Origin of the sequence: Carboxylicivirga fragile (assembly GCF_050589805.1) — a bacterium.
Taxonomy (GTDB): Bacteria; Bacteroidota; Bacteroidia; order Bacteroidales; family Marinilabiliaceae; genus Carboxylicivirga; species Carboxylicivirga fragile.
On the sequence record NZ_JBNGOY010000021.1, the window covers coordinates 42847 to 66634 of the forward strand.

Sequence of the window (23788 nt, forward strand, 5' to 3'; positions counted from 1 at the left end):
AAATGTGCTATTTCGAAATACCCATTTTCAACTTCTTTCCCTTAATTTTCTCTCCTTTTAAGGTCTTGAGTACCTTATCAACTTTCTCACTTTTTACAGCAACAAAAGCTGAATGATCCAATACATCGATCAAACCCAAATCATCTTTTTGGAGCTTACCTTTTTTTAGCAATAAACCTACGATGTCAATTTTATTAACCTTGTCCTTTTTACCATTAGCAATATAGAGTGTTACCCAATCAGGCTCCTCTGGCAATTCTCTGTACTCTCCAATAGCTTCAAAAGCTAGTGTTTCTGAAATATAATCCGGTAATGGCTCTGCTTCCGACATCAATAAATAAACCGTTCCATCAGCATTCATACGTGCCGTACGTCCATTCCGATGAATATAGGCATCTTCCTTGGATGGTAAATGATAATGAATGACATATTTGATTTCAGGAATATCCAAGCCTCTTGAAGCCAGATCAGTAGTAATCAATAAATGGTGACTTCCATTTCGAAACTTGATCAAAGCCCTTTCTCTATCTTCCTGTTTCATTCCTCCATGAAAAACATCGTGCACGAGATTCATATCCTTGAGGTGATTACTAATTCGATCAGCTGCGTCGCGATGATTGACAAATACCAGCATTGGCTCGTTTCCTAATTGACAAACCAATCGGAAGAAGGCATCTAACTTATCTTTTCCTTCGGAACGAACACCTTTTAATTTCAATCCTTTAATTGGCGCTTGATCCTTAATGTAATCCAAAGTTAGAGGTTTGTTCAGACCAACAAATCCGGGAACCTCATTTAGATTAGTAGCCGAAGTTAATACGCGTTGCTTTAGCGCACTTAACTCGCGTATTATTTCTTTCATATCAATCTGGAAACCCAAATCTAATGCCTTGTCAAATTCATCAAGAACAAGAAAACGTAATGAAGATAATGAGAATCGTTCGCGACGAATATGATCAGCAATACGCCCAGGCGTACCTATTAGCACGGCAGGTGGATGTTTTAAACTGTTACGTTCTGTTTGAATGGAATGCCCGCCATAACAGCAATTTACCTTGAACCCGGTTTTAAGCTGGCGGAATACTTGCTCAATTTGCAAGGCCAACTCACGCGAGGGTGCCAATATTAGCAATTGTACCTGCTCATTATTACGATCTAATCGTTCAATAAGAGGTAACAAAAAAGCTAAAGTTTTGCCTGACCCTGTCGGTGATAATAAAATTAAATCATTACGATCTTTAATCTTAGCAGCCGTTTCCAACTGCATTTGATTAAGTTCACTTATTCCTATATTTTGAAGGTATTCCTGTTGCTGATTATCCGCTTTTTGCATGGCACAAAGATACACGCATGTATTAAATAATTAGTACATACCAGTATTTAGTTATAATGATTCTTCCCGCAGCAGCGTTTAAACTTAAGTCCGCTTCCACAAGGACATTTGCTATTTCGCCCCAATCGAGCCGAAGCTTTATTTAACTCCTTAGCTGACATATCTTGCTGGAAAATTTTTTCCAATAATTCATACAACTCAGGATGTTTCTGCTTCAGTAACTTTGGGCGTTCAAAGAAGTATTCGCTGATAACCGAAAAAAACTCTGCCCGGTTAGTGCCACCATAAGGATTGATATCCGACTTTGCCTCATAAATTTCATCAATCTTTTTGTTGATTAAATCAATCCAGGGAATGGCAAATTGATTATCCAGCAATAAAGCTGGCACACCATCTATCTTACCATCCGATTTATCAATTAAATGCACAAACTCATGAATCGCCGTATTTTTCTTATCCGAAGTATTTTTAAAACCATGACGCAAAGCCTCCTGGGACAATATCATCTTTCCTTCCATATAGCCACTTCCCACCATGCCTAGAATAGATCTATTCTCTCCCGAAGTTTCAAACTTTTCATTAAAAGATGAAGGATAAACTAACACTTCATGAATGTTGGTGTATCTCCAATGTGGAAATTGAAAAATTGGAATAATAGCACTTGCCGCTACCATTATTTCATCTTTAATATCCACCTCTGTTTCAATACCGGTTATTCTACAATTCAGAAGAAACTCCTGAATTTTGAATTCAAATCGTTCTTTTTCCTCCTGACTTAAAGCCAAGTAATACGGCACTTGTTGACTTAGAATAATTCTCCATTCTTTTGGGAATGCTTGTTTTGGCTTTCTCCATCTTCGTTTTGATTTACTAAAGAGACGTAACAATAACAAAACAACAACTGCTACAACTAATACATAAAGTAAAATTTCCATTTCAAAAGGATGAATTAAGTTAAGGGAAATAGGTTAGTAATAACTTTTATAAATGCTAAAATAGCATAATATTACAGCATGGGGTTTAATTTTATCATTTAAGGATGAATTACAAAAGTCAAGTATAACAATCACTTACTCTCCTTTTTTGAATTTTCTTTCAAAACGAATTAACTCAAGGTAAACTTCCTCCACTTCATCTCTTGCCCAAGGTGTTCGTCTTAAAAACTTCAAACTCGATTTAATGGATGGATCATAATTAAAGCAGCGAATATTCACACGTTCACCAAGCTGTTTCCAGCCATATTCTTCAACTAGCCGCTCTAATATATCAACCAGTTTAACCCCATGAAGAAGGTTATTAACATGTTCATCTTTCATTCGTTTATCTTCATCCATAAGGCATCAACTTCAAGCGTGTTTTATTAGTAACCACAAAGATAATTACTTTCTGAATTCAAAGCTCCTTTTCTGAATTTCATATGATAAACATCAATTACTTTATTCAATATAACTAAAATATTATCTTTAGAGAGATAATAAAACACTAAACCAAAAACCCATGAAAAGAATAAGCTTAACACTATTTGGCTTGTTATTGATTCTTCAAGTAACTTCGAGCCAATCAGAAACTGACAAAGGACTACAAGCGATTAATAAAGATGTGCTTAAAGGCCAACTTGATTTTTTAGCCTCCGACTGGATGGAAGGTCGTAATACGGCTGAAAAAGGTGCCTATATGGCGGCTGATTACATTGCCAGCATGTTTAGAGTATATGGTTTAAAACCTGGTGGCGACATGCAATGGATACGTCCATCGCGTGAGGAACGCTCTGAAGGAAAGAAATCATATGAAGAACAAACTTATTTCCAGAACTTTCCGCTCATTCAATATACCGAAGGCGAAGAGCAATCTTTCTCAATTATTGAAAAAAGCAAACATGGTGAAAAACGTTTTCAACTAAATTATAAAACGGACTATTCATTGTATGTTTCCAGCCATGGCATTGAATGCACAGCTCCTCTCGTATTTGTTGGTTATGGCTTAAGCGATAAAGAAAATGGATATGATGATTATAAAGGCCTTGATGTGGAAGGTAAAATAATTGTGAGACTGAATGGCTTACCTGGCTACAAGGACAAAACTTCAGAAGCGTACAAAAAGCTGATCCCTAAAGATAGATATGCCAAATGGGCTATTTATGATAAAAAGGATGATTTGGCTGCTGAAAAAGGAGCCATTGCCATCATTGAAATTACACCAGGAGAAGACAACAGCTTGAACTGGGCCATGAACACTCCGTTTCACGTACGCTCTGAAAACTACCAAGGTCCAAAGCAAAATAAACCATATGTGCGCTTAAGAGCACCAGGGAAAAATTTGGGCAAAAATCTAACCACAATTAGACTAACATCACGTGCTGTTAATAAATTATTTGAAGGGTTTGATTTTGACTTGGAGGATTATGAGAAGAAGGCTGCTCGCTTAATAAATCAGAAAAATTTCAGCTTAAACAAGTCCGTTCACCTAAAAACAACCGTGGAATCAAAAATTGTGAAAGCGCGAAATGTGATTGGAGTTATTGAAGGTGAAAACACTGACGAATATATTGTTGTGGGCGCCCATTACGATCACCTAGGTATTAAAAATGGCTTTATTTATAATGGTGCAGATGACAATGGTTCAGGAACAGTAGGAATTATGTCAATCGCAAAGGCAGTAATGGCAACGGGCAAGAAACCTGAAAAAACGATCATTTTTGCGGCATGGACTGGTGAAGAAAAAGGCTTAATCGGTTCGAGGCATTACTGTGAAAACCCTACAGTGCCATTGGAGCAAATTAAGTACTATGCTAATTATGATATGATTTCGCGCAATGTAAAGGATACAGCAGGCGTTAAATGCTTTTACAGCTATACCAAATCGAGCGAAGTATTAAAAACAATAAGTGATGATAATATCAAAGCCCATAAGCTAAAGCTCGAACTAAATTACCGGGCAATGGAACGACCAGCAGGTGGAAGCGATCACGTATCCTTTGCTAAAAAGAGTATTCCTGTTACGTGTATGATAACCGGTTTGCACAACGAATATCACACACCTAAGGATGTTATTGGAAAAGTTAACTACGACAAAATGTTGGAAATAGTTAAACTAGGCTTCCTTAATATTTGGCAGTTATCCAACGATCCTGAATTATTGAAAAAGAATTAAACTATAACAAGAGCGTCACAGTATGAACTCTGGCGCTCTTTCTTATAAATCCTGTTAAGTATAATTTGTACTTATCTTTTAATGTGATCACTTTTACTTCAAACAAGCTCCAGTATCTCTATCGATTTGCCCTGGAATGTAACAACATCTGCTACTCGTTTATCTTTTAAAGCTTTACCTATGGGCGAAGCCAACGATAGAGCATAATATGCACTCCCATCCATATCTATTTTACCCATAGCGACTGATACAAAATAAAAGCCCATCGACGATTTCACCAGACTACCAAATGCAATTGCTGCATGAGCTTTGTCCAATTCTATTTTTGAAATATCCTTTTGTAGATCCAACAACTTACCAAGTTGCATTTGTTGATTATTCAACTCAATCTGCATCATTTCGCGGCCAGTCTCAAACTTATCACCAGCACTACTTTTGGTGTCATTTTTCATCGACTCAGAAGTCTCCTGCATAGCAACACGAACAGCATTAATCTTTTCTTCGAGAATAGCATTTAATTGCTGATGTAAAGCTATTTTTAAATCCAATGTAAAGTACATGATGCAAAACTAATACTAATAACCGGAATATATTAAACAGTGCGACGCACTATTTAATCACAAGCTTACGAGTTATGGTTCTATTGGTCGCGGTCGTAATTTTCATGAAATAGATGCCTGAAGATAAACCAGCCACATCCATATGTATTTTTTCCTCCTTGTGACTATTATCCTGCGATTTTGAAAGCGAACCTACACTATTAAATAATTGAACATTACGAATTGCATTTTAGTTTAACTGGTATCGTTCATTAATACTATCTTTACAACTCTTGCATACGGAATCACATGGATATACTCACACACGGCCTTACCGGAATTGCCTTTTCAACAGCTATAATGGCACACTCAAAAAATACATGGCGACAAAAAGTAGTAATTGGCTCATGTGGATTATTGGGTGGAATTTTACCCGATGTGGATGTGATTTCGAAGTGGAGCGGTTTTGATGCGACCTTTGGTGTATGGTTCGGTTTAAAAGAAAGTGGCAATGCTATATTCGGGCAGACACATTGGTACTCTCACCATGTATTTACCCACTCCATTGTTGGTGCCTTATTTTTTACATTACTACTTATTGGCAGCTACATCGGCATTAAGCAACTACAAAAGAGGAAACACAGTCCGCAATTAAAACTTTATGCTTTGGCCTTTCTACTTGGCTATATGGGTCATTTATTTGAAGATATGATAACCCCTGGTGGTCCTTGGAAAGGCATCGCTTTCTTTTGGCCTTCAACTGATTTTACAGGTGGCTGGGGTAAAATATGGTGGTGGGATAACTACGATCTTTTTCTCATTGTTTGTGCTGCCATATTAATAAATGGCATCATCCTACTAAGCAGATATAAAACTAAACTACTCTCTAAACTCACTTTGTTGATTGGACTGCTTCTCTTCGTAATTCAGATAGAAAGAAGAGATTATGACTATAATCAAAAAGCCCATGCTCAAAATACCAAGGAAGCAAAAGATGCACAGAAACGCTATTTGGGTGAGCCGCTTTACACTTTCATACAGAAAGTTGACGAGATGATACCCGTGGCCTTTTAAGATTTTACTTATCAAGCCTTCTATTCTTGTGCTTCGAAAACATAAAAAAAACAAAAGCCGCAACAATTTGTGTTACGGCTTATTTCTTAAATATTGAAAAGCTAATTTACTTCTTCATAATTCTATCAGCAACCTGCTGTGCATCGCGGCAATATTTATCATCACCTTTAAGCTTCCACTCTCCGGTATTCTCAATGTAATACTTAACCGTTTTCTCAACAACTTCCTGGTAACCACCGTGTGATATTAACAGTTTTTGCACTGTTTTAGTGTAGTCTTTCATGCGCGAATCATTTTCGAGCACCAAATCCCACAGCCTGTTCATTCGCTTAGATTGCTCCTTGTAAATTGGATCTATCGATTTATGAGACATCAAAAAAAGTGACAACGCTTTCGCCTCTGGTGATGGTTTTTCTTTTCTTCTATCCATGCTTATTTATGTATTTAACCAAGGGCAAAAGTACTTGATTAATTTTTACCATCGCTTATCTATTGCATTAGATTTCAAATAGTTTTTTCCATTGTATAAGCTAAACATGAATAATTAGCCCCTTTGTTTAAGCTTAGTCTGAAGATGATTATACTTCAATAAGCGTATTTGTCTCTATATATTTATAAAAATCAAGCGGAAATTTCATGCTTCATATTTTACTCCGCCAGTTGTTTGATAAGAACCTGACTCATTAATAATACCGATTGGTTAATGACCTTAGCGTTAAATAAGCTTCGCATTTGACGCTGTCATTAATCCATCGGCATTATACCAAGCGCTAAGTTCATTGTAATAATGGTATAATATACCAAATCATGTTGTGCCTTTGTCTTGTGACAATAGCTCATTTAAACTAATTATTTTACAGCCTTTACTTTCATAATATTCTATCATTTCTGGGATTTTCTTTTTACTCCAACTGGTAATGCCATCGGATAAGACAGTCACTTCGTGATTTGCCTTACGTAAATTAAAACAAGTTGATTTAACACAAATAGTAGCATCTCCTCCTACTATGTACAATTCACTTATTTTATTTTCACTAATAAAATCTGCAAATTCCTCACTTGTTAATGCATTTCCTTTATTTTTCGTAAAAACATTTTTTGATGCTATTTTCAAGTCTGAAGCTAATTCGGCCCCGACCGTATCTGGTTTGAAGTTTCTTGCACCAGCTGATAAATTTTCATGCCTTATATAAACAACATGAATCTCATTATTGACTGCCCAATCAATGGCTTTATTTATAGTATCAATTACCTCTTTGTAATTCTTTGGTGTATCATTTTGAATATCTACTATTACTAATGCTTTGCTCATTTTCCTTACTTTACCTATGTGTTTTATAAATCTTCGAGTAATTATCTTTAGTTACCGTTTTGCCTGTTTCCAAATAGTACTTCAAACCAAAAAGGTGTTGTTTTAGCCCTTTCCCTAATTGCCCCTTCATTAAGTAAATCATAAAACCAGGAGAAGTTGAAACACTAGAAGTCATTTTTACTTCAGTCTTATCCGCTCCAATAGAAGATATTTCATAGATGGCAGACATTTCTTTTAGAAATGGGAGGTTATGCTTATAGGCCACCACTTTAAAATTCTTATTCTCATCTGCCTCAGTTATTGTTTCCTCTAAAAATAGCCTATCATCGAAGGTAACATGCCTTGAACAATTTATTTCCCCTTTAGTAGCATTGTATAAATATTTGGATGTTGGCATGCTTGGATTATGAATGTGTATATCTCCATATTGATTAAATAACACGTCCCATGTTTTTTCAACTGAGGCATTAATTACCTCTTTAAATTCTGATGTTTTCATTTTTAACATTTTAACTTAATACTTCTGCAAATGTAATTGGCAGAGGTGACAGAGGTGTGTCAAGGGTGCTATTGATTTTTCACATATTTTTCGAAATACTCATTTATGGTCATATTATGTGGATCAAATGTTTCACCCTCTGCAACAAGTTTTTCAATGAAATCAATTCTAAAGTGACGAAATTGATTTCGCTTTCGACAAAAGGCGATTAGCAGAAAATTTCCATTAGTGCTATAGATGGCAAAGGGCTCAATATTTCGAGTCGTACGTTTGTCTTCCGATGAGAGATAGTCCATGCTTAGGACTTTGTATTGAGTAATAGCCGATTGAATTTGCATAAGGTTATTACTCGTTTTTTCCTCAGAATTATTCCCACCAAAGTAAATCCTATCGGCCAATAAATCAGCATTCCCTTTTTGGGAGTATCTCAAAATGGCTTTTATTTTTTCGATGGCGCTCGACATGTTCTCAACAAACGACAAGTCTTTATTTTTAATGGCTAATTGTTGCATGGTGATTAAGGCATTTGCCTCATCCTCGGTAAATAGAACCGGTGGAAGATGATACCCCTCCATTATTGAATAACCTTTGCCTTCTTCGGTTACAATAGGAATTCCAGATTTCTCCAAGGTTCGAATATCCCGATAGATGGTTCTTACGCTTACATCATGTCTTTCGGCCAATTCTGTTGCAGTAACAATTCTTTTTGCCTGAAGCTGAGTAAGTATTGCGGTTAATCTCGAAAGCCTTGGTTTCTCTTTTTCTTCCATTGTGTTTTATTTCTGCTTGTGGCTTACGATTAGTATAGATTTTAAACCTTTTTCAGTAACCTTTCTAGGTTTTCAATTAATATATCTATCTCATTTTCGGTAATTGTCAATGGAGGTAGAAATCTCATAGCATTTTGCCTAAAACCAAATACAAAACCCAAATCAAAAAGTTGCCTATTAATTTTATTACCATCATAAGTGGGTTGAAACTCAATAGCCAACATTAGACCTTTACTTCTAATTTCTTTAATTTCAGTGGGGAATGAAAGTCTTAATTTTTCCAACTTATCGCTAAAGTAACTACCGATTTTAGCACAATTTTCCAGAATACGTTCTTCTTCAATTATTTTAATGACCTCTAGTCCGATAGCACATCCCAATGGATCGTTTTGATGCGATTGGGCATAAATAAATAACTCATTTTCTAAACTCTTCAGTGTATTCTCATTTACCGTAACTGCACTTATTGGATAGCCATTCCCAAGAGCTTTCCCAGTTACAACAATGTCAGGTTTACAGTCATAATTTTGAAATCCAAACCATTTACCAAGTCTTCCAAACCCTGTTGTAACTTCTTCTGCAATTATTAACAGCTTGTTCTTTTTCGAAGTTTCTACCAATTCCTTTACGAATTCTTTCTCAGGGAACTGCACAATATCAATTGAAGCACCACCTGTTTCCATTACTAGTGCACTGATTTCTTTAAAGTCAATTTTTTTGATGGCTTCGATATCATTGAATGGCACATTGACAAGACTCTCATTAGTTGGGTCAATTTTCCCTAAACCATAAGCACTTAAATATGAATTTGAAATTTTTAAAACTTTCTTTTTTTTCGTCAGTTTTTGGGCAATTGAAATTGATAAGTTTACGGCCTCAGATCCCGAACTTAGAAATATACTTGCTCCATTTTCATATCCAATAAGTCGTTGAAGCTCCTCTGACAATTTTTCAGACATTTTATTTCTAAATCGATAACCGTGATGAATTGAAGTTTTGGCTTGTTCAGTTATTACAGAAACAATCCTTTCGTGACTATGTCCAAGGTTTGTGCACCAAACGCCTGATTCAAAATCAATATATCTCTTACCATCTGAGTCGAATTGGTAAAAACCTGATGATTTCTCAACCAGTTTATTACTGGATGGATAAAATGGAATTATGTTTTTTTTCATTTTGATACTTGTTTGTCGCACGTTCCTTAAAATTACAGCCAAGCCTCTAGTATATGAATAGTAGCCGATTTACGTACGGTTATCCGTCTGAGATGAACGGCTAATTGGGCAGTGAATTGAGCCTTATTTACCAAGTTTAAACGTCACCCAGTTCTTGTCAAGCATATAGTTTGCAAATTCGGCTTCTCCTTTTTCCCTTATCATTTCAATCCCTTTTCTCCGATTTGTACGTGTTATAAACTGACCAAATCGAATCATAAACGGATTATAAATCTTACAATCTTTTACTGATGAATATTCATCACAATCAGCACATGAGCTGATTCCTTTCTCAATGCAACATGGTCTCACTTTACATGCTTTGTAGCCTACAGCACATTTAGGACTTTCACCTTTACAAGCCTGACAATCTCCTTTCACATATTTTGGACATGCACCACAATAGAATCCGCAGTATGAAATTAAACCAATCGGTGTTGAACTATCACTTTGATTTGCAACCATTTTATCCATGCCATTATTATTTTACATTTTTAATTTCAAGTGCTTCCAAATCCTCGACTTTAGCGATAAAACCCCAACCGAATTTATCTTCGGATATTTCAAATATTAACTCATTTTCACCTTTAAGCAAAGGCAATTCTATGGTTTTATCTTGATCTACAACATATCCTCTATCCTCATATCGTCCTGAATCGGAAAAGCTATTATCTCCCGTAAACAACTCTTTCGAGTTGAGGTAAACCTTTATTTTATCACTATATCCAAAATGAATTTTCTTCCTTTGTGCCTTGTCTGAACTCAAAATTGTTTTTGCCAAAACCGTATTTTTGGTTTTTGATTTGGTAAAATGTCTATTCAGATTTATTACATAATTTTCTTCAGCATTTACCGTATGCCATTTACTTATTAAATCGTCATCCAGAAATGGTTTTTCAAGAGCAAAATCAAAGTTATCGTAGGGCTCGGATATAAGCCAGCTCGATATATATGTTTTATCATCTAAAACTGGTAGAGCTTTTCTTTTTAGTATGCTTATTGGGGCATGTTTTGTTATTTTCAGATTTGCAAAAATCGCTGGATGATAGCTACAAACACCTAGCCCACCCGAAGTATAATCGTGTTTTAATTTTACTGAGAGAATATGATTCGGATTATTATGGAGATATACTTTTGCAGAGTCGTCAGCAACTTCAATTTTTACATGGAACCACTCATTTGTTGGAATATTTGCAACGGCCTGATACGGTTTACCATTATAAAGTTGCCATGTGGCTGAGCTATTAAAAATCGGGTCGTATTGCACCGCATCCCATTTACCACTTGTGTGAGGTTGAAAATAGATGTACTCAAAATTCGTAAGTGATCCAATCCGAAAAACAATCCCTAAGTACGCTTTGGGTGAAGGTGAATATAAATCGCACTCGATTATTCCATTTTGAAAATCTATTCCATCCAGATATGCTATTCCAGATCCATCCGAAATACAAGTGGCTAATTCCGAATCAAATTCTTTCACCTCAACAGAACCTAATGTTTTCCACTCATTCGATGAAAAATCAACGTCTATGGTACCTTTCTGTGCCACACAAATGTTTGTGCTTATAAGTAGAAAAAGGAATGTAATTGATTTATAGTTCATTTTAGCTCTATTTATTAATTGAACATTGGTCGGTATTATCTTAAAAGTAACTAATATTTTTCATCTGTTTATAATCTTATATTTATTGTCAGATGGAACTCTCATGAAATTTCAATCATTCTCCTGTGTGTAAAATGAATAATTGAAATTTACATGTTCGTTTCATGAGTCAATTTGTTATTGAATGCGTTTTTCTAGCATAGCCCAGAACACAAGGTTTCATTTATCATTCGTCTTTCTATTATTTGCTCAAGGTTTCACTAGAAATACTGTATTATTCTTTATCTTAAATCGAACGTCACAATCCTTATTGATTAGGAACAAAAACAGGTGGCACACTCCGCGCTAGCTGAGACTTTTAAACTTTATTTCCACACTCTCTTTTTATTTATTTCCTCTTTTTCTCGAAATGCCTCTTCTAAATCAATATCATAACGATTAGCAATAGAACACAGGTAGATTAATATATCAGCAAGTTCTTCTTTTACAGAACCAACGTTAGCGTTAATATCGGTTTTAATTTTGTTTGTCTTACGGATGGCCTTAAATAGTTCGCCTATTTCCTCTCCTAGCAACAAACCTTTCACTATCACATCCTGATCAATAAAGCCTCTTTGCACCTCAAGCATATTTACATATTCCTGATAATCCTTTAATGTTGGTTTTTCCCTTAGTTCTAAATCTTTCACACTCTACTATTTTGTGTTAATATTATATTTCTTTTTTCTCAATGGAATAGGTGTATAATAAAGCCCACATCCTAGCTCCTTAATCACAAACTAAAACCTATCCCCCTAACACCTGACTTCAATATACCAACAAAAAGCCACCTGCACGAAGCAGATGGCCTTAAATATAGATTCCCGAATTAATTTATCAGTAGATCATTGACAAGTGTTTATTTCACAACCATTCTGTTCGTATGAATAGCTTCACCATTCACAATTAGTCGGTAGAAATACATTCCACTGGCTAATTTGTGGGCCTTATAAACTACTTTATGCTCACCACTTGTTTGGTTTTTCGCTATCAGAACATCCACTGTATTACCTTTCAGGTCTACAATTTCGATTCTAACATCGCCACCCGTTTCAATGTTGTAGGCAAATGTAGTTGATTCAACAACTGGATTCGGATAGTTGATTAACCCGGCATCGATGCTAACTTCATCAAGCTTGGTTGCAATACTTCCTACCTCAGCGTTAAAGCTTGTATAAGCTATTCCACTCTGCTCATCACTGGCATAAATAATTATTTCGCTTGTTCCTTCTGCAAGTGGGTTAACTTGTAACACATTATCCACAATTTCTACCTCAACAGATTCTCCTTTAGTAACTTTTGCTATGAAAGTCAAATTGTCATTTTCAGGATCAGCAAATACCTCGTTAAGATCAATGTTATCTTTCGAGTCAGAAACATTATAGCTTCTATTATCCAGCATATTTACAAGGTATGGTGCACCATTGGCATCACCTAACACAATTACACCAACAGTTGTGGCAGTTACACCACCACGGCTATCATCAGCATAAATAGTAAGTACAGCCATTCCCGTCTGATAAGGATTGATGGACATCATATTGGCATTTAAACTCACATTCACCGATGCTGTGCCTGAAAGCGTAAAGCTATAAGTCATCTCATCCCAATCAGGATCAACAAAATGATTGCCTAGATCCAAGCTAAGTGATTCCTCAGGCCATATCATGATGTTATCCAAAGGAGTTACTAACTCTGGTGCATGATTTTCAACAGCTCGCACACGCACATTAAAGGTAATAGCTGTATGTGCGCCTTCCGGATCGGTAGCCAGCACGGTTACCACAGCTGTACCCAAATCTCTTGGTGTAATGCTTAGAACACTTCCATGCACTTCAAGATCGAATGCGTCGTACGAACTGGCATATGCAGTAAATACCAAGTCTTCTCCATCAGGATCAATGAAATAGTTATTTAAATCTATTTGATCTCTGGCATCATCAACGAAATACAATTTGCTCATCACATCTTCAAGAACAACAGGCATTCTGTTGACATTATTCACAACAATGGTAAATGGCAGACTAATGCTTTCACCCATATCATCCGTAACGTGCATTATAAATCCGTATGTACCTGCCTGCTCGTAATCAGGCGAGTAAGTTACAGTTGCAAAGTTACCATCCACCTGCATCGTCATAAATTCATTCGAATTTTCAACTGCAAATTCAAGTACCCCGCCTTCTGGGTCAACCACTTCGAAAATAGTTTCAACAACTTGTCCCTCATTAACCACTAGTTCATCAGCGGCTTTCATAGTAACAGGAAGTTGATTCACATACAATTCAACCGGATATTCGAAAGTAGAATTAAGTGGATCATTGGTATTGTAAACCACTTTCGCATAATTAAATCCACCTTTTGCTGCATTTGCATCAACATAAAGCGTGTTATCAAGCGTTGTTCCTGCTTCTACCTCACCAGTAAGTAAACTTGGGTTCAACCATTCGCCTTGTACCGAGCCAGCTGCTTCGTAAGCTCTGATCTTGTATACATAACCAGGGTCTTCGTTCAACCATGTAGCTGAATTAGTATCGTACCAGTACGATACGCCTTCAACACCTGCAATGCCATTATTAAATCCGGCAGGGAAGGTCATAGCTTGTGGATAATGCATCACAACGAAGAACTCATCACCATTAACAAATTGTAGAGCTGTATTTAGTTCGATGAAGCAATTAGCACCACCTGAAGCTTCGGCATGTGTATAGGCTTGTGTGGCTATCAATTCACCTTCAGCAGGTAGAGTACCGCCTTTGTAAATTTCAAGCACAACTGCATCAGTAACATCAAAGTTCTGATAATAGTTAGCAATATGTGTTAGTTTAAATGTGCTACTTGTTACCGTAAACTTGTTGGCTGCACTGTAAGCAGCTGATCCATTGTATCCATAATAATCATCCGGAGCCACTTCTGGATCGTAGATAATTGAATTAATGAACGAAGCTGTTTCTACTGCCGCTTGCTGATACCTTAGCGATCTGCCACCTTGTGCAAATGAACGCTGTGTATTTACATTTACATCATTTCGCTGATAGATCGGACTAACAGCTGTTGTCTCACCAAATCCATCTGGTAGATAAACGACATTAGCATCAAAGTTTAATAGGCTTGCACCTTCATTACCAATTGTACTTATGGATGAAACACTTTCATCGGAACGTAAATGCAGTTTCAAAGTACTTGTTGGATTTAAGGTTGCCACTGGAGGGGCAATTGCCTCTGCCTGTAGTTCGGCCCATACTAAAGCCATATCTTCATCATTAGAAGCCACTTTTAGTTTATTAGAAAATGAACCAACAGCATTTGGCGTAAAGCTTACATTCACCATCAACTCTTCTTCTGGTTGAAGTGTAAATGCTCCGTCTTTATCCTTAGCAAATACTTCCGATTCGTGCATGAAGTACACTGATTCTATTTCGAGCGCTTTAGTACCTGTATTGGTAATCATTAATTCCTGAGCAACCGTATTGACTTGATCATCCATAAAGTAAATAGGATCAAATACCATCATATCAGTACTCAAAGTAATTTCAGGTATACCAATAACTGTCAACGAAGTAGGTATTTCTACATATTGCGATGCAGGATCGTTACTTAAGACCTTCAATGGTGCTTCGTAAATACCATCGTACATATCTGTAGCGTCAAATACCAACTCAACATTGCTAGTAACACCTGGCGCAACAACACCGGTTACAAACGGACTCTTGATTAACAAGGCCAGTTCATTTTTCAGGTAAGTATTGTTGAATACAACAGATAAGGCATCTGTTCCATCTTCATTTTCAATACCAACGGTTGATTTCTCAACGCCAGAATAAGATTCAACATCTTTGTACTGGAATCGGATGTCACCATTGGCATAAATGATAGCCTGGAAAGTAGCATAAGTACTGCCCAAGAATGCAGGTACTTGGTTGTACTGAACCACCGCATAATCGCTTGTGCTATAGTAATACACACCATCGCCATTTTGAGGTTCAATGTCGTCCCAAAGTGGAGCTATCAGTGTATTAGGATCGCTATTATCAGGAATATCCTGATTTGAGAATCCACCAATTGAGCCAAGCTCAGTTCCAAATGTAATAAAGCCATTGGAAGCCACTTGCATTTGCGCGTACATACCATTATAGAATGGGAAGCTAAATGGTAGATCAACAAAGACACCATCATCGCCACCTAAGTCAAGCTTGGTACCAATTCCACTAATTTCCATCCACTCATACATCACCTCAGCACTTTCATCACTATCCAACCAGGTATAACCGAACATATCCGGCCCACCTTTACTGTGTTGAACTGCATCACCAATTCTGGTATCCTGATCGTCTTTTGAAGCCAATGCAGGCGCAGGAGTATGACTGCTTTGCGTTACTTCGCCTACCTTAGAGTAGAAAGGTTTAACTAAAGTATAAGCTAAGTCAGAGCCACCCGTATTTGCAATGGCCACTTCAATGCTTTGCATTTCGCCAGCCGGGATAATTACCTCTACAGGAGATGGTGTAGTGCTTACTCCAATTTCAGGAGGAACAATACCAGTTCCTGAAACTGCTACACTTACTTCTTCGTTACCATAAGTATCGTCACTACTAATAATGATGTCAGCAGTGGTTTCACCAATGTTTAAAGCTGTGTAAGTCACAATAAAGGATTTACTCATTTCCGGAGCCAAATTAATCGGGCTCTCAAAATCAACCGTAAACGAAGCATCACTTGAAGTAATAGAACTAATGTTTAAGTCCTTGCTTCCTGTGTTTTCGATATTGAAGGTTCGTTGAGCCGTCAAATTCTGGAAAATAGGTTCGAAAACTAAACTCTCAGGATTTACTCCAATTTTTGGGAATCCCTTAACATTCAAGAGTGTTGTAAAAGTTTGTTCAGGTCGAAGCGGATCGTTACTTGAAATAAGTAATTCGTTAATGTAACTGTCCTCAACCAATTCGCTTGCATCAATTGTAACATCAATACTTTGCTCCTGGTTAGGCTGAACAATTCCTGACAATGGACTAACAGACACATCAAATGGTGTTTTTCCAGGGAAGATCAATACAGCCATATTACTTTCCACAAAAGCCGTATTAAATGCTACCTGTAAACCAATGCTGCCATCCATATTCTCAGTACCTACAGTAGCGGTTTCACTATTAGCAAGTGTCACATCTTTGTATAAATACTCAATGTTTCCATTCGGATAAAGCACCACCTGGAAAGTGATTGTACCAGTTGAACTACTCCACGTACCTACCTCGTGATACTGAACAATAAATTTGTCAGGCGAAGCTTGATAGAACACTTGTCCTCTGCGAGCCGATGGTCGTAAATCGTCCCAGAATGGGGCAATCAAATCGTCCGGTGCACCAGAAGTTGGAATTTGTTTATTGGAATAACCACCAAAGGTTCCCAATTCTGTTCCGAAAGTAAGGAAGCCATTGGAAGCAATTGTTACAGCAGATTTAGACTCGCCATAGAATTTAAAGGCAAATGGTAATTCTATCTGCTCAGCTCCATCATCACTATCGGGCGCTACTTCAATACCTGTTTCAGAAATCTCTGTCCATACAAAGACAGGACCACCAGTTTCTTTACTATCAATCCAGGCATAACCTTGATCGTCAGGCCCACCTGCGCCGAGTAAAACAGGATTACCTTTACGTGTATCGGTAACACCTTTTTCGCTCATCTGTGTCATGTCATCAATACGAGACGTATTGTTTTGAACAACATCAGGATTAGCCAATAGTTGATTTAAGGCAACAGCCGGCATTGAGTATTGCAGTGGATACAATCCGGTATTTTTGATTGTAAATCGTTCAACTCGTAGCTGACCAGCATCCATATCAATCTCAGTTTGGGCTGGTTCAAGCGAAATGACCGGTGGCGAAATAGCATTTGCCGTAACCGTAATATTAACCGTTGGTGTAGACTGATCGTTGCTGCTTACCGTTAATACATCGTTGAACTGACCTAAGAAATTCGATTTAAAAACCAACTTAACAAGCAATGAATCACCTGTTGATAATACCTTTTCCTCGGTAAGATCAGTGGTAAACAACGAAGTGGTTCCAGTAATTGAAGCGATGGTCAGATCACCAATTCCTGAATTACTAATGAAGAATGGCACTTCTTTTTTGTCATTGACAAATACAGTTCCCATCTCAATCATTTCTTCTGCAATCACAATCTCACCCGTTTGCCCACTCACCTCAACATTCACAGGAATAGTTGTAGACAGCTTATTAATATCGTTGGTGTATAATGTTAATGATGAAGCATGCTCACCGTTTGGAAGCATTGTTGCATCAATTTCAACATTAATAGTAGTTGATGCTCCTGCAGCCACTGTTCCGGCTAAAGGCTCCACAGAAATAAAATCTGATCCTCCACCACCTGGGAAGCCAAATGCTGTTACTTCTGCATTTCCAGGGAAAGCACCAATTAATTCAGTGGCACCTGTTTCTGTGTCAAGCACTCTTAGTTCGCCCGCATCAGAAGCATTGTTATAGGCAGCTAAATAAACAAGGTCGGTTGCCGGATCCCATGCCATACTTTGGGCATAATTAGGATCGAAACCAGAATTACCAACCAAGGTCATATGACCATCGTTCTTATCAATGGCATAAATGTTATCATCCAGGTTGAGTCCCCAAAGATTTCCTTCGCCATCGCAAGCAATGGATACCATAATGCCTTCGCCCATGTCACCAACTTTAGTTGCGGCACCAGTTGAAAGATTAATGGTATAAAGCTCAGACACAGGCTCAGAATAATTACTCGCGTACATCACGCCAGATGTTTTATCACAAGCTAAATCAGCAAATTGCAAGGTTGCCCCTATTGATTCTAAAGCACCCGTTTCGATGTTGAGCTTTTTCAACATACTTTCATCATGATCAACAATGTACATGTGCTGATCGTCACCCTGAGCAAAGTCACCTGCATAGGCTGTATAGGTCACAGCGCTTGAACTTGTATAAGTACCTGGCGCATCCGTCGATAATGACATAAAGAACTTACCCGGGTACACTTCCATACCATAAGCCATAGAACCTGCTAATTGTGCAACAGGTAAAGAGGAGTTGGTTTCGGTACTCACCTTAGGAGCTATACCAAGAGTACTGGCCGCCATGCCTTTGGGATAATGACCTGTAACGGCAGGAATGTGATAGCTTTGATCAACCACTGGCCCAGTAAAGTCGTACTGTAACTCAGCATTACCGTTATTTGCAATGGTAAGCGTTTCAACTTGAACAGGATTAGTGTTCACGTCAACGGAAGCATTTATTTCCATAGGTGTTACTTCCAATGCTGGGTTTGGAGCTCCAGTTATCGTAGCAGTCGCTTCCACTTTTGTTACCGGATTAAGCGGATCGTTACTCAATACAAAAATATTGAAGTCGTGCTCACCATTGGTTGTTACACCCTCGGCATCGTAAGTAACCTGAATTTCTTGAGAAGAGGCACTAGCAACGGTACCTTCTGAAACATCAAGTGTTAAACCTTGCAATGAAGACTGAATACCTCTTACATTCCATACATAGTTACCCCAGTTAGGTTGGTTCTGAATATCTTCCCATGCACTATTTAGATAAACTAAATTTGCACCAGGTCTACTTCCGCCTGCCACATCATCGTAACCTAAACGTAAAGGAACATCAGGATAATCAAATACCACCCAAACCTTATCGCCCGTTTCGAGGCTAATAGGCATTTCAAGGGCAACAGTCACATATTGTGCACCAATGATATTATTAAATTCCTGCATCAATACTAATTCACCTTGCGATGGTGTATCCCCACCCAAAACAACAGATAGGCCCGTTGGTTTTGAACTGGCAGCACCAGAAGCTTCGATAAAGGCACTTACATGGGAAAGAATAAATTTCTCACCACCCATATCAGGCACAACTAAAGAAGAACTTGCCATCCACTGTACCGGAGTACCACTAGCTGTTACCGCAATAGTACCATCAGCTTCTTCATCACCATTGTCATAAATAATAGAATTAGCCACTTCATTTTCAAATGATAATTGTCTAACCGTCGTATTATTAGTGGATGATTGAGCACTTAATTCACCTTGTTGGTTATTTTCGATATTAACCAATACTGGCTCATCTTTACCAGGATAAAGCAGGTTACTTTGCGTTTGTGTTAATCCACCATCATTATAAACTGGGAAAACATTAAATGTAAGATCTACTGTTCCCTGATTTTGAATGGTAAATGGAGCTGAAGCAACCGGATTTAATTCTAAATCGATAGCCACATCAGGTGTACCTTCCACTACAACTTCAGGTGCAGGCAAAGTAGTTGCACTTACCGTATTAGAAATACCAGATGTATTACCAAAGAAATCAGATGATTTTAAGGCAAAATAATACATTGTTCCCGGGCTTAAACCTTTTACTGTGAAATTCTGCATCTCACCTGGAGCCATTGGAACAGGACCATCAATTTGAGTGGCCTGTTCAAAATTATCGGCAGCAATTGGATTAAGCGAATATCTTAAATCGTAAGTTACAGCAGGGTAGTTATCAGGTTGATCAGCAGGAGCTGTCCAGCTTAAGGCAACATTAATGGCAGACACATCTCCAACCATTACATCAACTATGTCGGTCGGTGCCATTCCATCGTCCTCGGCCAAGGCTTTAAAAGCATTCAAACGACCTGTTCCCCAATCATCGGCACCATCAAAGCTTAATGGATCGGTTGACGAAACTAATCTGTCCCAAACCTGCTGAGGAGTGATACCATCGTCTTTAAATTGAGAAACAATTAAAGCCGCAACACCCGACACGTGAGGACATGCCATGGATGTTCCACTAAAATTAGCATATGAATTACCAGGAACTGTACTTGCTACATTAACAGCAGGAGCAGCCATTTCGACCCATGCACCAAAGTTAGAACTTGTATATTTATTATCGTTGTGATCGGTACCAGCTACGGCTAAAATTGGCTCGTAATAACCCGGATACCACTCGTCATTCTGACCATCGTTACCAGCTGCAAAAATAACAATACCACCAGCCATTGGGCCAACTTGATTGCCATTTTCATCTTTACCTGCCTCTGCTATAAAATAGTCGATTGCATCGAGCAATACTTGGTCAAAGACACCAGGACTACTGTAGCCCCAACTATTTTGAGAAATAACTGAGCCATTATCAGCCGCATAAATATAGGAGTCTTCGAAGCCACCATTACCTGTATTACCAAAACAAACACATGACATTAAGCGAACGCCATCGTCAGCACCTGTACCACCGGCAACACCAGCCATACCAATTTCGTTATTAGTTTCAGCTGCAACCGTGCCACCAACATGTGTACCATGGTCACCTGCAGGTATTGTTCCTGTTCCATCAGCAAAGTTATAACCATGAACATCATCAATGTAGCCATTGTTGTCGTCATCGATACCATTGCCGGCTATTTCGTTAGGGTTGGTCCATAGATTACCATCCAGATCCGGATGACTACCATCTATTCCACCATCGTGAACAGAAACGATTACATCGGTACTACCCGTTTGAATGGCCCATGCTTCAGGAAGGTCCACATCAGCATCAGCGGTACCACCTGTTTGACCAGTATTGTTATAATGCCATTGTTCGGGGTACCTTTCATCGTTGGCACCACCAATTAGTGAACTTTGACCAACACCGTTCTCTTCGCTATTGAAACCAAACTTTTTTTCATGGACAGCTTCAGCCAGGGCAACTTCCAACAATTGTTGGTATGCCTGTGAAGTCCTTCTGACATCAGCTTTAGAATCAACTTCTAGCTCGTACCAAAGGTGAAGTCCATACTTTTTGTGTTTCTTCTCGTATTTGCCTGCGTAAGGAAATACCCTTTTCAAATTAGATATTTTGTACTTTACATTTAACTGATCGACAGATGCAATACCCGTCTGTACAATTCCATCTGAACTTTTAAGCATCGTCATACTTTCCAAACGAGCTTCTTGTGTCTCTTTAAACTTAATTCGGATGACTCCTTCTTCGTATCCTTTTTGAGCAAGCGCAGTAGAGGTGCTTGCAATAATAAGAGCTACAAAAAGAAGTGGTGAAATTAGCTTGTAAATTCTCTTCATAAGTTAATAAATAGGAGTGAATAAATAATTGAATAATTTGGATGATTGTTTGAATTTAGAGGTGAGGACTCCCCCTTATAAGAAATAGTTTTCTCATAAAATTTAGGTTTATTGGTTACTTAATTTATTTATTGTGTTCTATATCCAATCGACAGTATCATGCTAAAACACTTTGCTTAATAGCATTAGATTCTCATCTCTGAAAAATTGGAAAAAAAAGGTATAACAATGAATAGAGGAAGTCAATAGTAGAATTTTCGGGCTAATTTCCTTTTATTTTTAAATACTTACCGATTATTTCAGATGACCAACTTTTGATTATCCATAAGACTCCGAATAAAAAAATTAAATATTTTTCTCTAACCTAAATTGTGTAAGTGCAGAAAACACTTTCAACACACAGTGTCTCAATTTGATAAAGTAAAGATCATAAGCAATAAAAAATAATTAAAATATTTTTGGGCTTAAACGATATTGAAGGAATGTAACAAAGCCCTATTAAGGTAATGACCTTATTAACCCATATTTTTATTATATAATTGAACAAAGAAGATTTACTTTATAAAAAAAATAACATAACTTGTGAGTATTAAGTTGTGTATCAAGTCAACTTCGATTACAAGCATATTATTTAAAACAACAGAAAAACTAAAATTGAAGTGTAAATATCAAAAACATGTAAATGACAACAGTATCCATCGCCAGCAATAGTACCAAGATACCTTTATCAATAAATACGGGTTATATATTTTTAAGACCCGAAGAAATCATCTCGATTCAATCGGACGGAAGTGCAACCACCGCCAATATATTAGGATCGAAACAAATAAAACTGAACTCTTTGCTGAAGCAAATTGAAGGTGATTTACCTGCCTGCTTTTTCCGCAGCCATAAATCGCATATAATCAACCTAAATTATATGTATGAGTATAACATCAAAGAGAAGTTTATTGTCATGGAAGATAAGTCTATTATTCCCTTATCCCGGAGAAGAGTAGCTGAATTTAATGAGCATATCGGAAAGACTGCATTTGCTAGTACTAATTAAATACACTATCAAACTTCATTTCGATCTTCAATTTGCTTGTCTTTTTTTAAGAACTCCAAATTCCATATCTTTTCTGCTCTCTGACCTATGAACCAAAACGATGCGGCCAGAATAAAAAAGAACAATGCTTTGTGAGTAGTGTCCCAAAAATATTCAAAATACTTAGTGTATAAATTGATAAATAAAAAGGTAATTCCAATACTTCTTGAAGTGTAATCATCCTGTTTCAGTCCATAATAAATGGCAACAATAGCCACCAATGCAGAAAGCAATCCCCAATGAAATAACTCAATTTGTTTCACCTTGTACCAACTGTCCATATCGCCATAGTTACCAAAAATGGACAAAATCCATAAAGAAATGAAAAGGTACAATAGTCCCATGGTGTAAGTGGACTTATAGAAGGCGTAGAGTTTAGAGTTTTTAAACAGGAAGCTTATCCCAACCAGGACACTGCCAAAAAGAATAAATCGTAAAGGATAATTCATTCCGAGAAAGTAAGCTCCCCAGCCAGACATATAGCCTGTTTCTGTTCCAAACCAACTACCAAGCGATACCAGTGCAAAAATCCAAACAAGTTGTGAAGGAAACCAAAGAGCTAAACATGAGTAGATGACAGTTGATAATAAAAATAGGATTGAAAAATGTCCACTACCTGTGTCTATTGCTTTACCAAAATACGCAATTGAAGCAGCTGTAAAAAGGACACCTGCAAAAATAATGACTTCATTACTGAAGATTTTCTCTGGTCTTTTTTGTCGCCTTTTTAATCCCAGGTAATAAATTACTGCTGAAAGAACGGCAAAGGCCGAGCTCAATCCCATATTTGAAGAAGAAAAAAGGCTTTCAATCAAATCGATTAACAAATCGTCAGCAACGATTGCACCAACCGAAATAATCGCACAAATTATCGCAATCCAAAATGAATATTCCGCCAATTTCTTATAATCGAAAGTTCGGGTTGAATAGCTATTTCGTAAGGTGTCTGCTGTCTCCTTATTTATAGTTCCATTTGTTTCCCATTCACTTATTGTATTGCTAAGAAAATAGCCTTGCTTTTTATTATATTTCATTTTCAATCTCTTTTCATTTTAGGTACTAGGCTCAA

18 protein-coding genes are annotated in these 23788 nt (G+C 37.4%); 3 read left to right on the forward strand and 15 right to left on the reverse strand.

Features of this window, described 5'->3' with window-relative positions; translation table 11 throughout:
• Positions 1-7: 7 nt before the first annotated feature.
• The 3 genes from ACRD7B_RS10970 to ACRD7B_RS10980 all read right to left on the reverse strand — a co-directional run bounded on the left by ACRD7B_RS10970 (position 8) and on the right by ACRD7B_RS10980 (position 2667).
• Positions 8-1333: a DEAD/DEAH box helicase gene (locus ACRD7B_RS10970; protein ID WP_430824598.1), complete on the reverse strand. Its 1326-nt coding sequence runs from the start codon at positions 1331-1333 to the stop codon at positions 8-10.
• A 47-nt stretch (positions 1334-1380) separates the two neighbouring features.
• The gene (locus ACRD7B_RS10975; protein WP_430824599.1) at positions 1381-2268 is read right to left on the reverse strand and encodes a zinc-dependent peptidase; all 888 of its coding nucleotides are present in this window, start codon (positions 2266-2268) and stop codon (positions 1381-1383) included.
• A gap of 135 nt (positions 2269-2403) precedes the next feature.
• Positions 2404-2667, reverse strand: coding sequence for a VF530 family protein (locus ACRD7B_RS10980; protein WP_430824600.1), 264 nt, complete (start codon positions 2665-2667; stop codon positions 2404-2406).
• Between the two features lie 163 nt (positions 2668-2830).
• Between ACRD7B_RS10980 and ACRD7B_RS10985 the strand changes: the two genes are divergently transcribed.
• The gene (locus tag ACRD7B_RS10985) at positions 2831-4483 is read left to right on the forward strand and encodes a M20/M25/M40 family metallo-hydrolase (protein ID WP_430824601.1); all 1653 of its coding nucleotides are present in this window, start codon (positions 2831-2833) and stop codon (positions 4481-4483) included.
• Positions 4484-4581: 98 nt separating this feature from the next.
• Here ACRD7B_RS10985 and ACRD7B_RS10990 read toward each other — a convergent pair whose 3' ends face one another.
• Both ACRD7B_RS10990 and ACRD7B_RS10995 read right to left on the reverse strand, forming a co-directional pair.
• Entirely contained in the window at positions 4582-5043 is a 462-nt protein-coding gene (locus tag ACRD7B_RS10990; protein WP_430824602.1) for a hypothetical protein, read from the reverse strand.
• A gap of 49 nt (positions 5044-5092) precedes the next feature.
• Positions 5093-5266 carry a T9SS type A sorting domain-containing protein gene (locus ACRD7B_RS10995; RefSeq protein WP_430824635.1) on the reverse strand — a complete coding sequence of 58 codons (174 nt, stop codon included), beginning with the start codon at positions 5264-5266 and terminating at the stop codon, positions 5093-5095.
• 65 nt (positions 5267-5331) lie between these two features.
• Here ACRD7B_RS10995 and ACRD7B_RS11000 point away from each other — a divergent pair, with 65 nt between their 5' ends.
• Entirely contained in the window at positions 5332-6096 is a 765-nt protein-coding gene (locus ACRD7B_RS11000; RefSeq protein WP_430824603.1) for a metal-dependent hydrolase, read from the forward strand.
• A gap of 106 nt (positions 6097-6202) precedes the next feature.
• Here ACRD7B_RS11000 and ACRD7B_RS11005 read toward each other — a convergent pair whose 3' ends face one another.
• The 9 genes from ACRD7B_RS11005 to ACRD7B_RS11045 all read right to left on the reverse strand — a co-directional run bounded on the left by ACRD7B_RS11005 (position 6203) and on the right by ACRD7B_RS11045 (position 21632).
• Positions 6203-6526, reverse strand: a complete 324-nt coding sequence (locus tag ACRD7B_RS11005) for a hypothetical protein (protein WP_430824604.1) — start codon at positions 6524-6526, stop codon at positions 6203-6205.
• Positions 6527-6901: 375 nt separating this feature from the next.
• Positions 6902-7408 carry a cysteine hydrolase family protein gene (locus tag ACRD7B_RS11010; protein WP_430824605.1) on the reverse strand — a complete coding sequence of 169 codons (507 nt, stop codon included), beginning with the start codon at positions 7406-7408 and terminating at the stop codon, positions 6902-6904.
• A gap of 10 nt (positions 7409-7418) precedes the next feature.
• Positions 7419-7907 carry an SRPBCC family protein gene (locus ACRD7B_RS11015; protein WP_430824606.1) on the reverse strand — a complete coding sequence of 163 codons (489 nt, stop codon included), beginning with the start codon at positions 7905-7907 and terminating at the stop codon, positions 7419-7421.
• Between the two features lie 68 nt (positions 7908-7975).
• A complete protein-coding gene (locus tag ACRD7B_RS11020; RefSeq protein ID WP_430824607.1) occupies positions 7976-8677 on the reverse strand; it encodes a helix-turn-helix transcriptional regulator in 702 nt (233 codons plus the stop codon).
• Between the two features lie 41 nt (positions 8678-8718).
• On the reverse strand, positions 8719-9852 hold the full coding sequence (locus ACRD7B_RS11025; protein ID WP_430824608.1) for an aspartate aminotransferase family protein: 1134 nt from the start codon (positions 9850-9852) through the stop codon (positions 8719-8721).
• A 123-nt stretch (positions 9853-9975) separates the two neighbouring features.
• Entirely contained in the window at positions 9976-10365 is a 390-nt protein-coding gene (locus ACRD7B_RS11030; protein ID WP_430824609.1) for a DUF3795 domain-containing protein, read from the reverse strand.
• A gap of 7 nt (positions 10366-10372) precedes the next feature.
• Positions 10373-11494, reverse strand: coding sequence for a hypothetical protein (locus tag ACRD7B_RS11035; RefSeq protein WP_430824610.1), 1122 nt, complete (start codon positions 11492-11494; stop codon positions 10373-10375).
• A gap of 365 nt (positions 11495-11859) precedes the next feature.
• Positions 11860-12183 carry a MazG nucleotide pyrophosphohydrolase domain-containing protein gene (locus ACRD7B_RS11040; protein WP_430824611.1) on the reverse strand — a complete coding sequence of 108 codons (324 nt, stop codon included), beginning with the start codon at positions 12181-12183 and terminating at the stop codon, positions 11860-11862.
• A 209-nt stretch (positions 12184-12392) separates the two neighbouring features.
• Positions 12393-21632, reverse strand: a complete 9240-nt coding sequence (locus tag ACRD7B_RS11045) for an Ig-like domain-containing protein (RefSeq protein WP_430824612.1) — start codon at positions 21630-21632, stop codon at positions 12393-12395.
• Positions 21633-22314: 682 nt separating this feature from the next.
• On the opposite strand from ACRD7B_RS11045, the gene ACRD7B_RS11050 reads away from it, so the two are divergent.
• Positions 22315-22680 carry a LytTR family DNA-binding domain-containing protein gene (locus tag ACRD7B_RS11050; protein WP_430824613.1) on the forward strand — a complete coding sequence of 122 codons (366 nt, stop codon included), beginning with the start codon at positions 22315-22317 and terminating at the stop codon, positions 22678-22680.
• An 8-nt stretch (positions 22681-22688) separates the two neighbouring features.
• On the opposite strand, the gene ACRD7B_RS11055 is transcribed toward ACRD7B_RS11050, so the two are convergent.
• Positions 22689-23753 (reverse strand): hypothetical protein, encoded by a 1065-nt coding sequence (locus ACRD7B_RS11055; RefSeq protein WP_430824614.1) that lies wholly within the window; start codon positions 23751-23753, stop codon positions 22689-22691.
• Positions 23754-23788: the final 35 nt, after the last annotated feature.

Bases quoted from the DNA above. Each gene is read 5' to 3' on its own strand.
- ACRD7B_RS10970 (WP_430824598.1), bottom strand. From the start codon at position 1,333: ATGCAAAAAGCGGATAATCAGCAACAGGAATACCTTCAAAATATAGGA.
- ACRD7B_RS10975 (WP_430824599.1), bottom strand. From the start codon at position 2,268: ATGGAAATTTTACTTTATGTATTAGTTGTAGCAGTTGTTGTTTTGTTA.
- ACRD7B_RS10980 (WP_430824600.1), bottom strand. From the start codon at position 2,667: ATGGATGAAGATAAACGAATGAAAGATGAACATGTTAATAACCTTCTT.
- ACRD7B_RS10985 (WP_430824601.1), top strand. From the start codon at position 2,831: ATGAAAAGAATAAGCTTAACACTATTTGGCTTGTTATTGATTCTTCAA.
- ACRD7B_RS10990 (WP_430824602.1), bottom strand. From the start codon at position 5,043: ATGTACTTTACATTGGATTTAAAAATAGCTTTACATCAGCAATTAAAT.
- ACRD7B_RS11000 (WP_430824603.1), top strand. From the start codon at position 5,332: ATGGATATACTCACACACGGCCTTACCGGAATTGCCTTTTCAACAGCT.
- ACRD7B_RS11005 (WP_430824604.1), bottom strand. From the start codon at position 6,526: ATGGATAGAAGAAAAGAAAAACCATCACCAGAGGCGAAAGCGTTGTCA.
- ACRD7B_RS11010 (WP_430824605.1), bottom strand. From the start codon at position 7,408: ATGAGCAAAGCATTAGTAATAGTAGATATTCAAAATGATACACCAAAG.
- ACRD7B_RS11015 (WP_430824606.1), bottom strand. From the start codon at position 7,907: ATGAAAACATCAGAATTTAAAGAGGTAATTAATGCCTCAGTTGAAAAA.
- ACRD7B_RS11020 (WP_430824607.1), bottom strand. From the start codon at position 8,677: ATGGAAGAAAAAGAGAAACCAAGGCTTTCGAGATTAACCGCAATACTT.
- ACRD7B_RS11025 (WP_430824608.1), bottom strand. From the start codon at position 9,852: ATGAAAAAAAACATAATTCCATTTTATCCATCCAGTAATAAACTGGTT.
- ACRD7B_RS11030 (WP_430824609.1), bottom strand. From the start codon at position 10,365: ATGGATAAAATGGTTGCAAATCAAAGTGATAGTTCAACACCGATTGGT.
- ACRD7B_RS11035 (WP_430824610.1), bottom strand. From the start codon at position 11,494: ATGAACTATAAATCAATTACATTCCTTTTTCTACTTATAAGCACAAAC.
- ACRD7B_RS11045 (WP_430824612.1), bottom strand. From the start codon at position 21,632: ATGAAGAGAATTTACAAGCTAATTTCACCACTTCTTTTTGTAGCTCTT.
- ACRD7B_RS11050 (WP_430824613.1), top strand. From the start codon at position 22,315: ATGACAACAGTATCCATCGCCAGCAATAGTACCAAGATACCTTTATCA.
- ACRD7B_RS11055 (WP_430824614.1), bottom strand. From the start codon at position 23,753: ATGAAATATAATAAAAAGCAAGGCTATTTTCTTAGCAATACAATAAGT.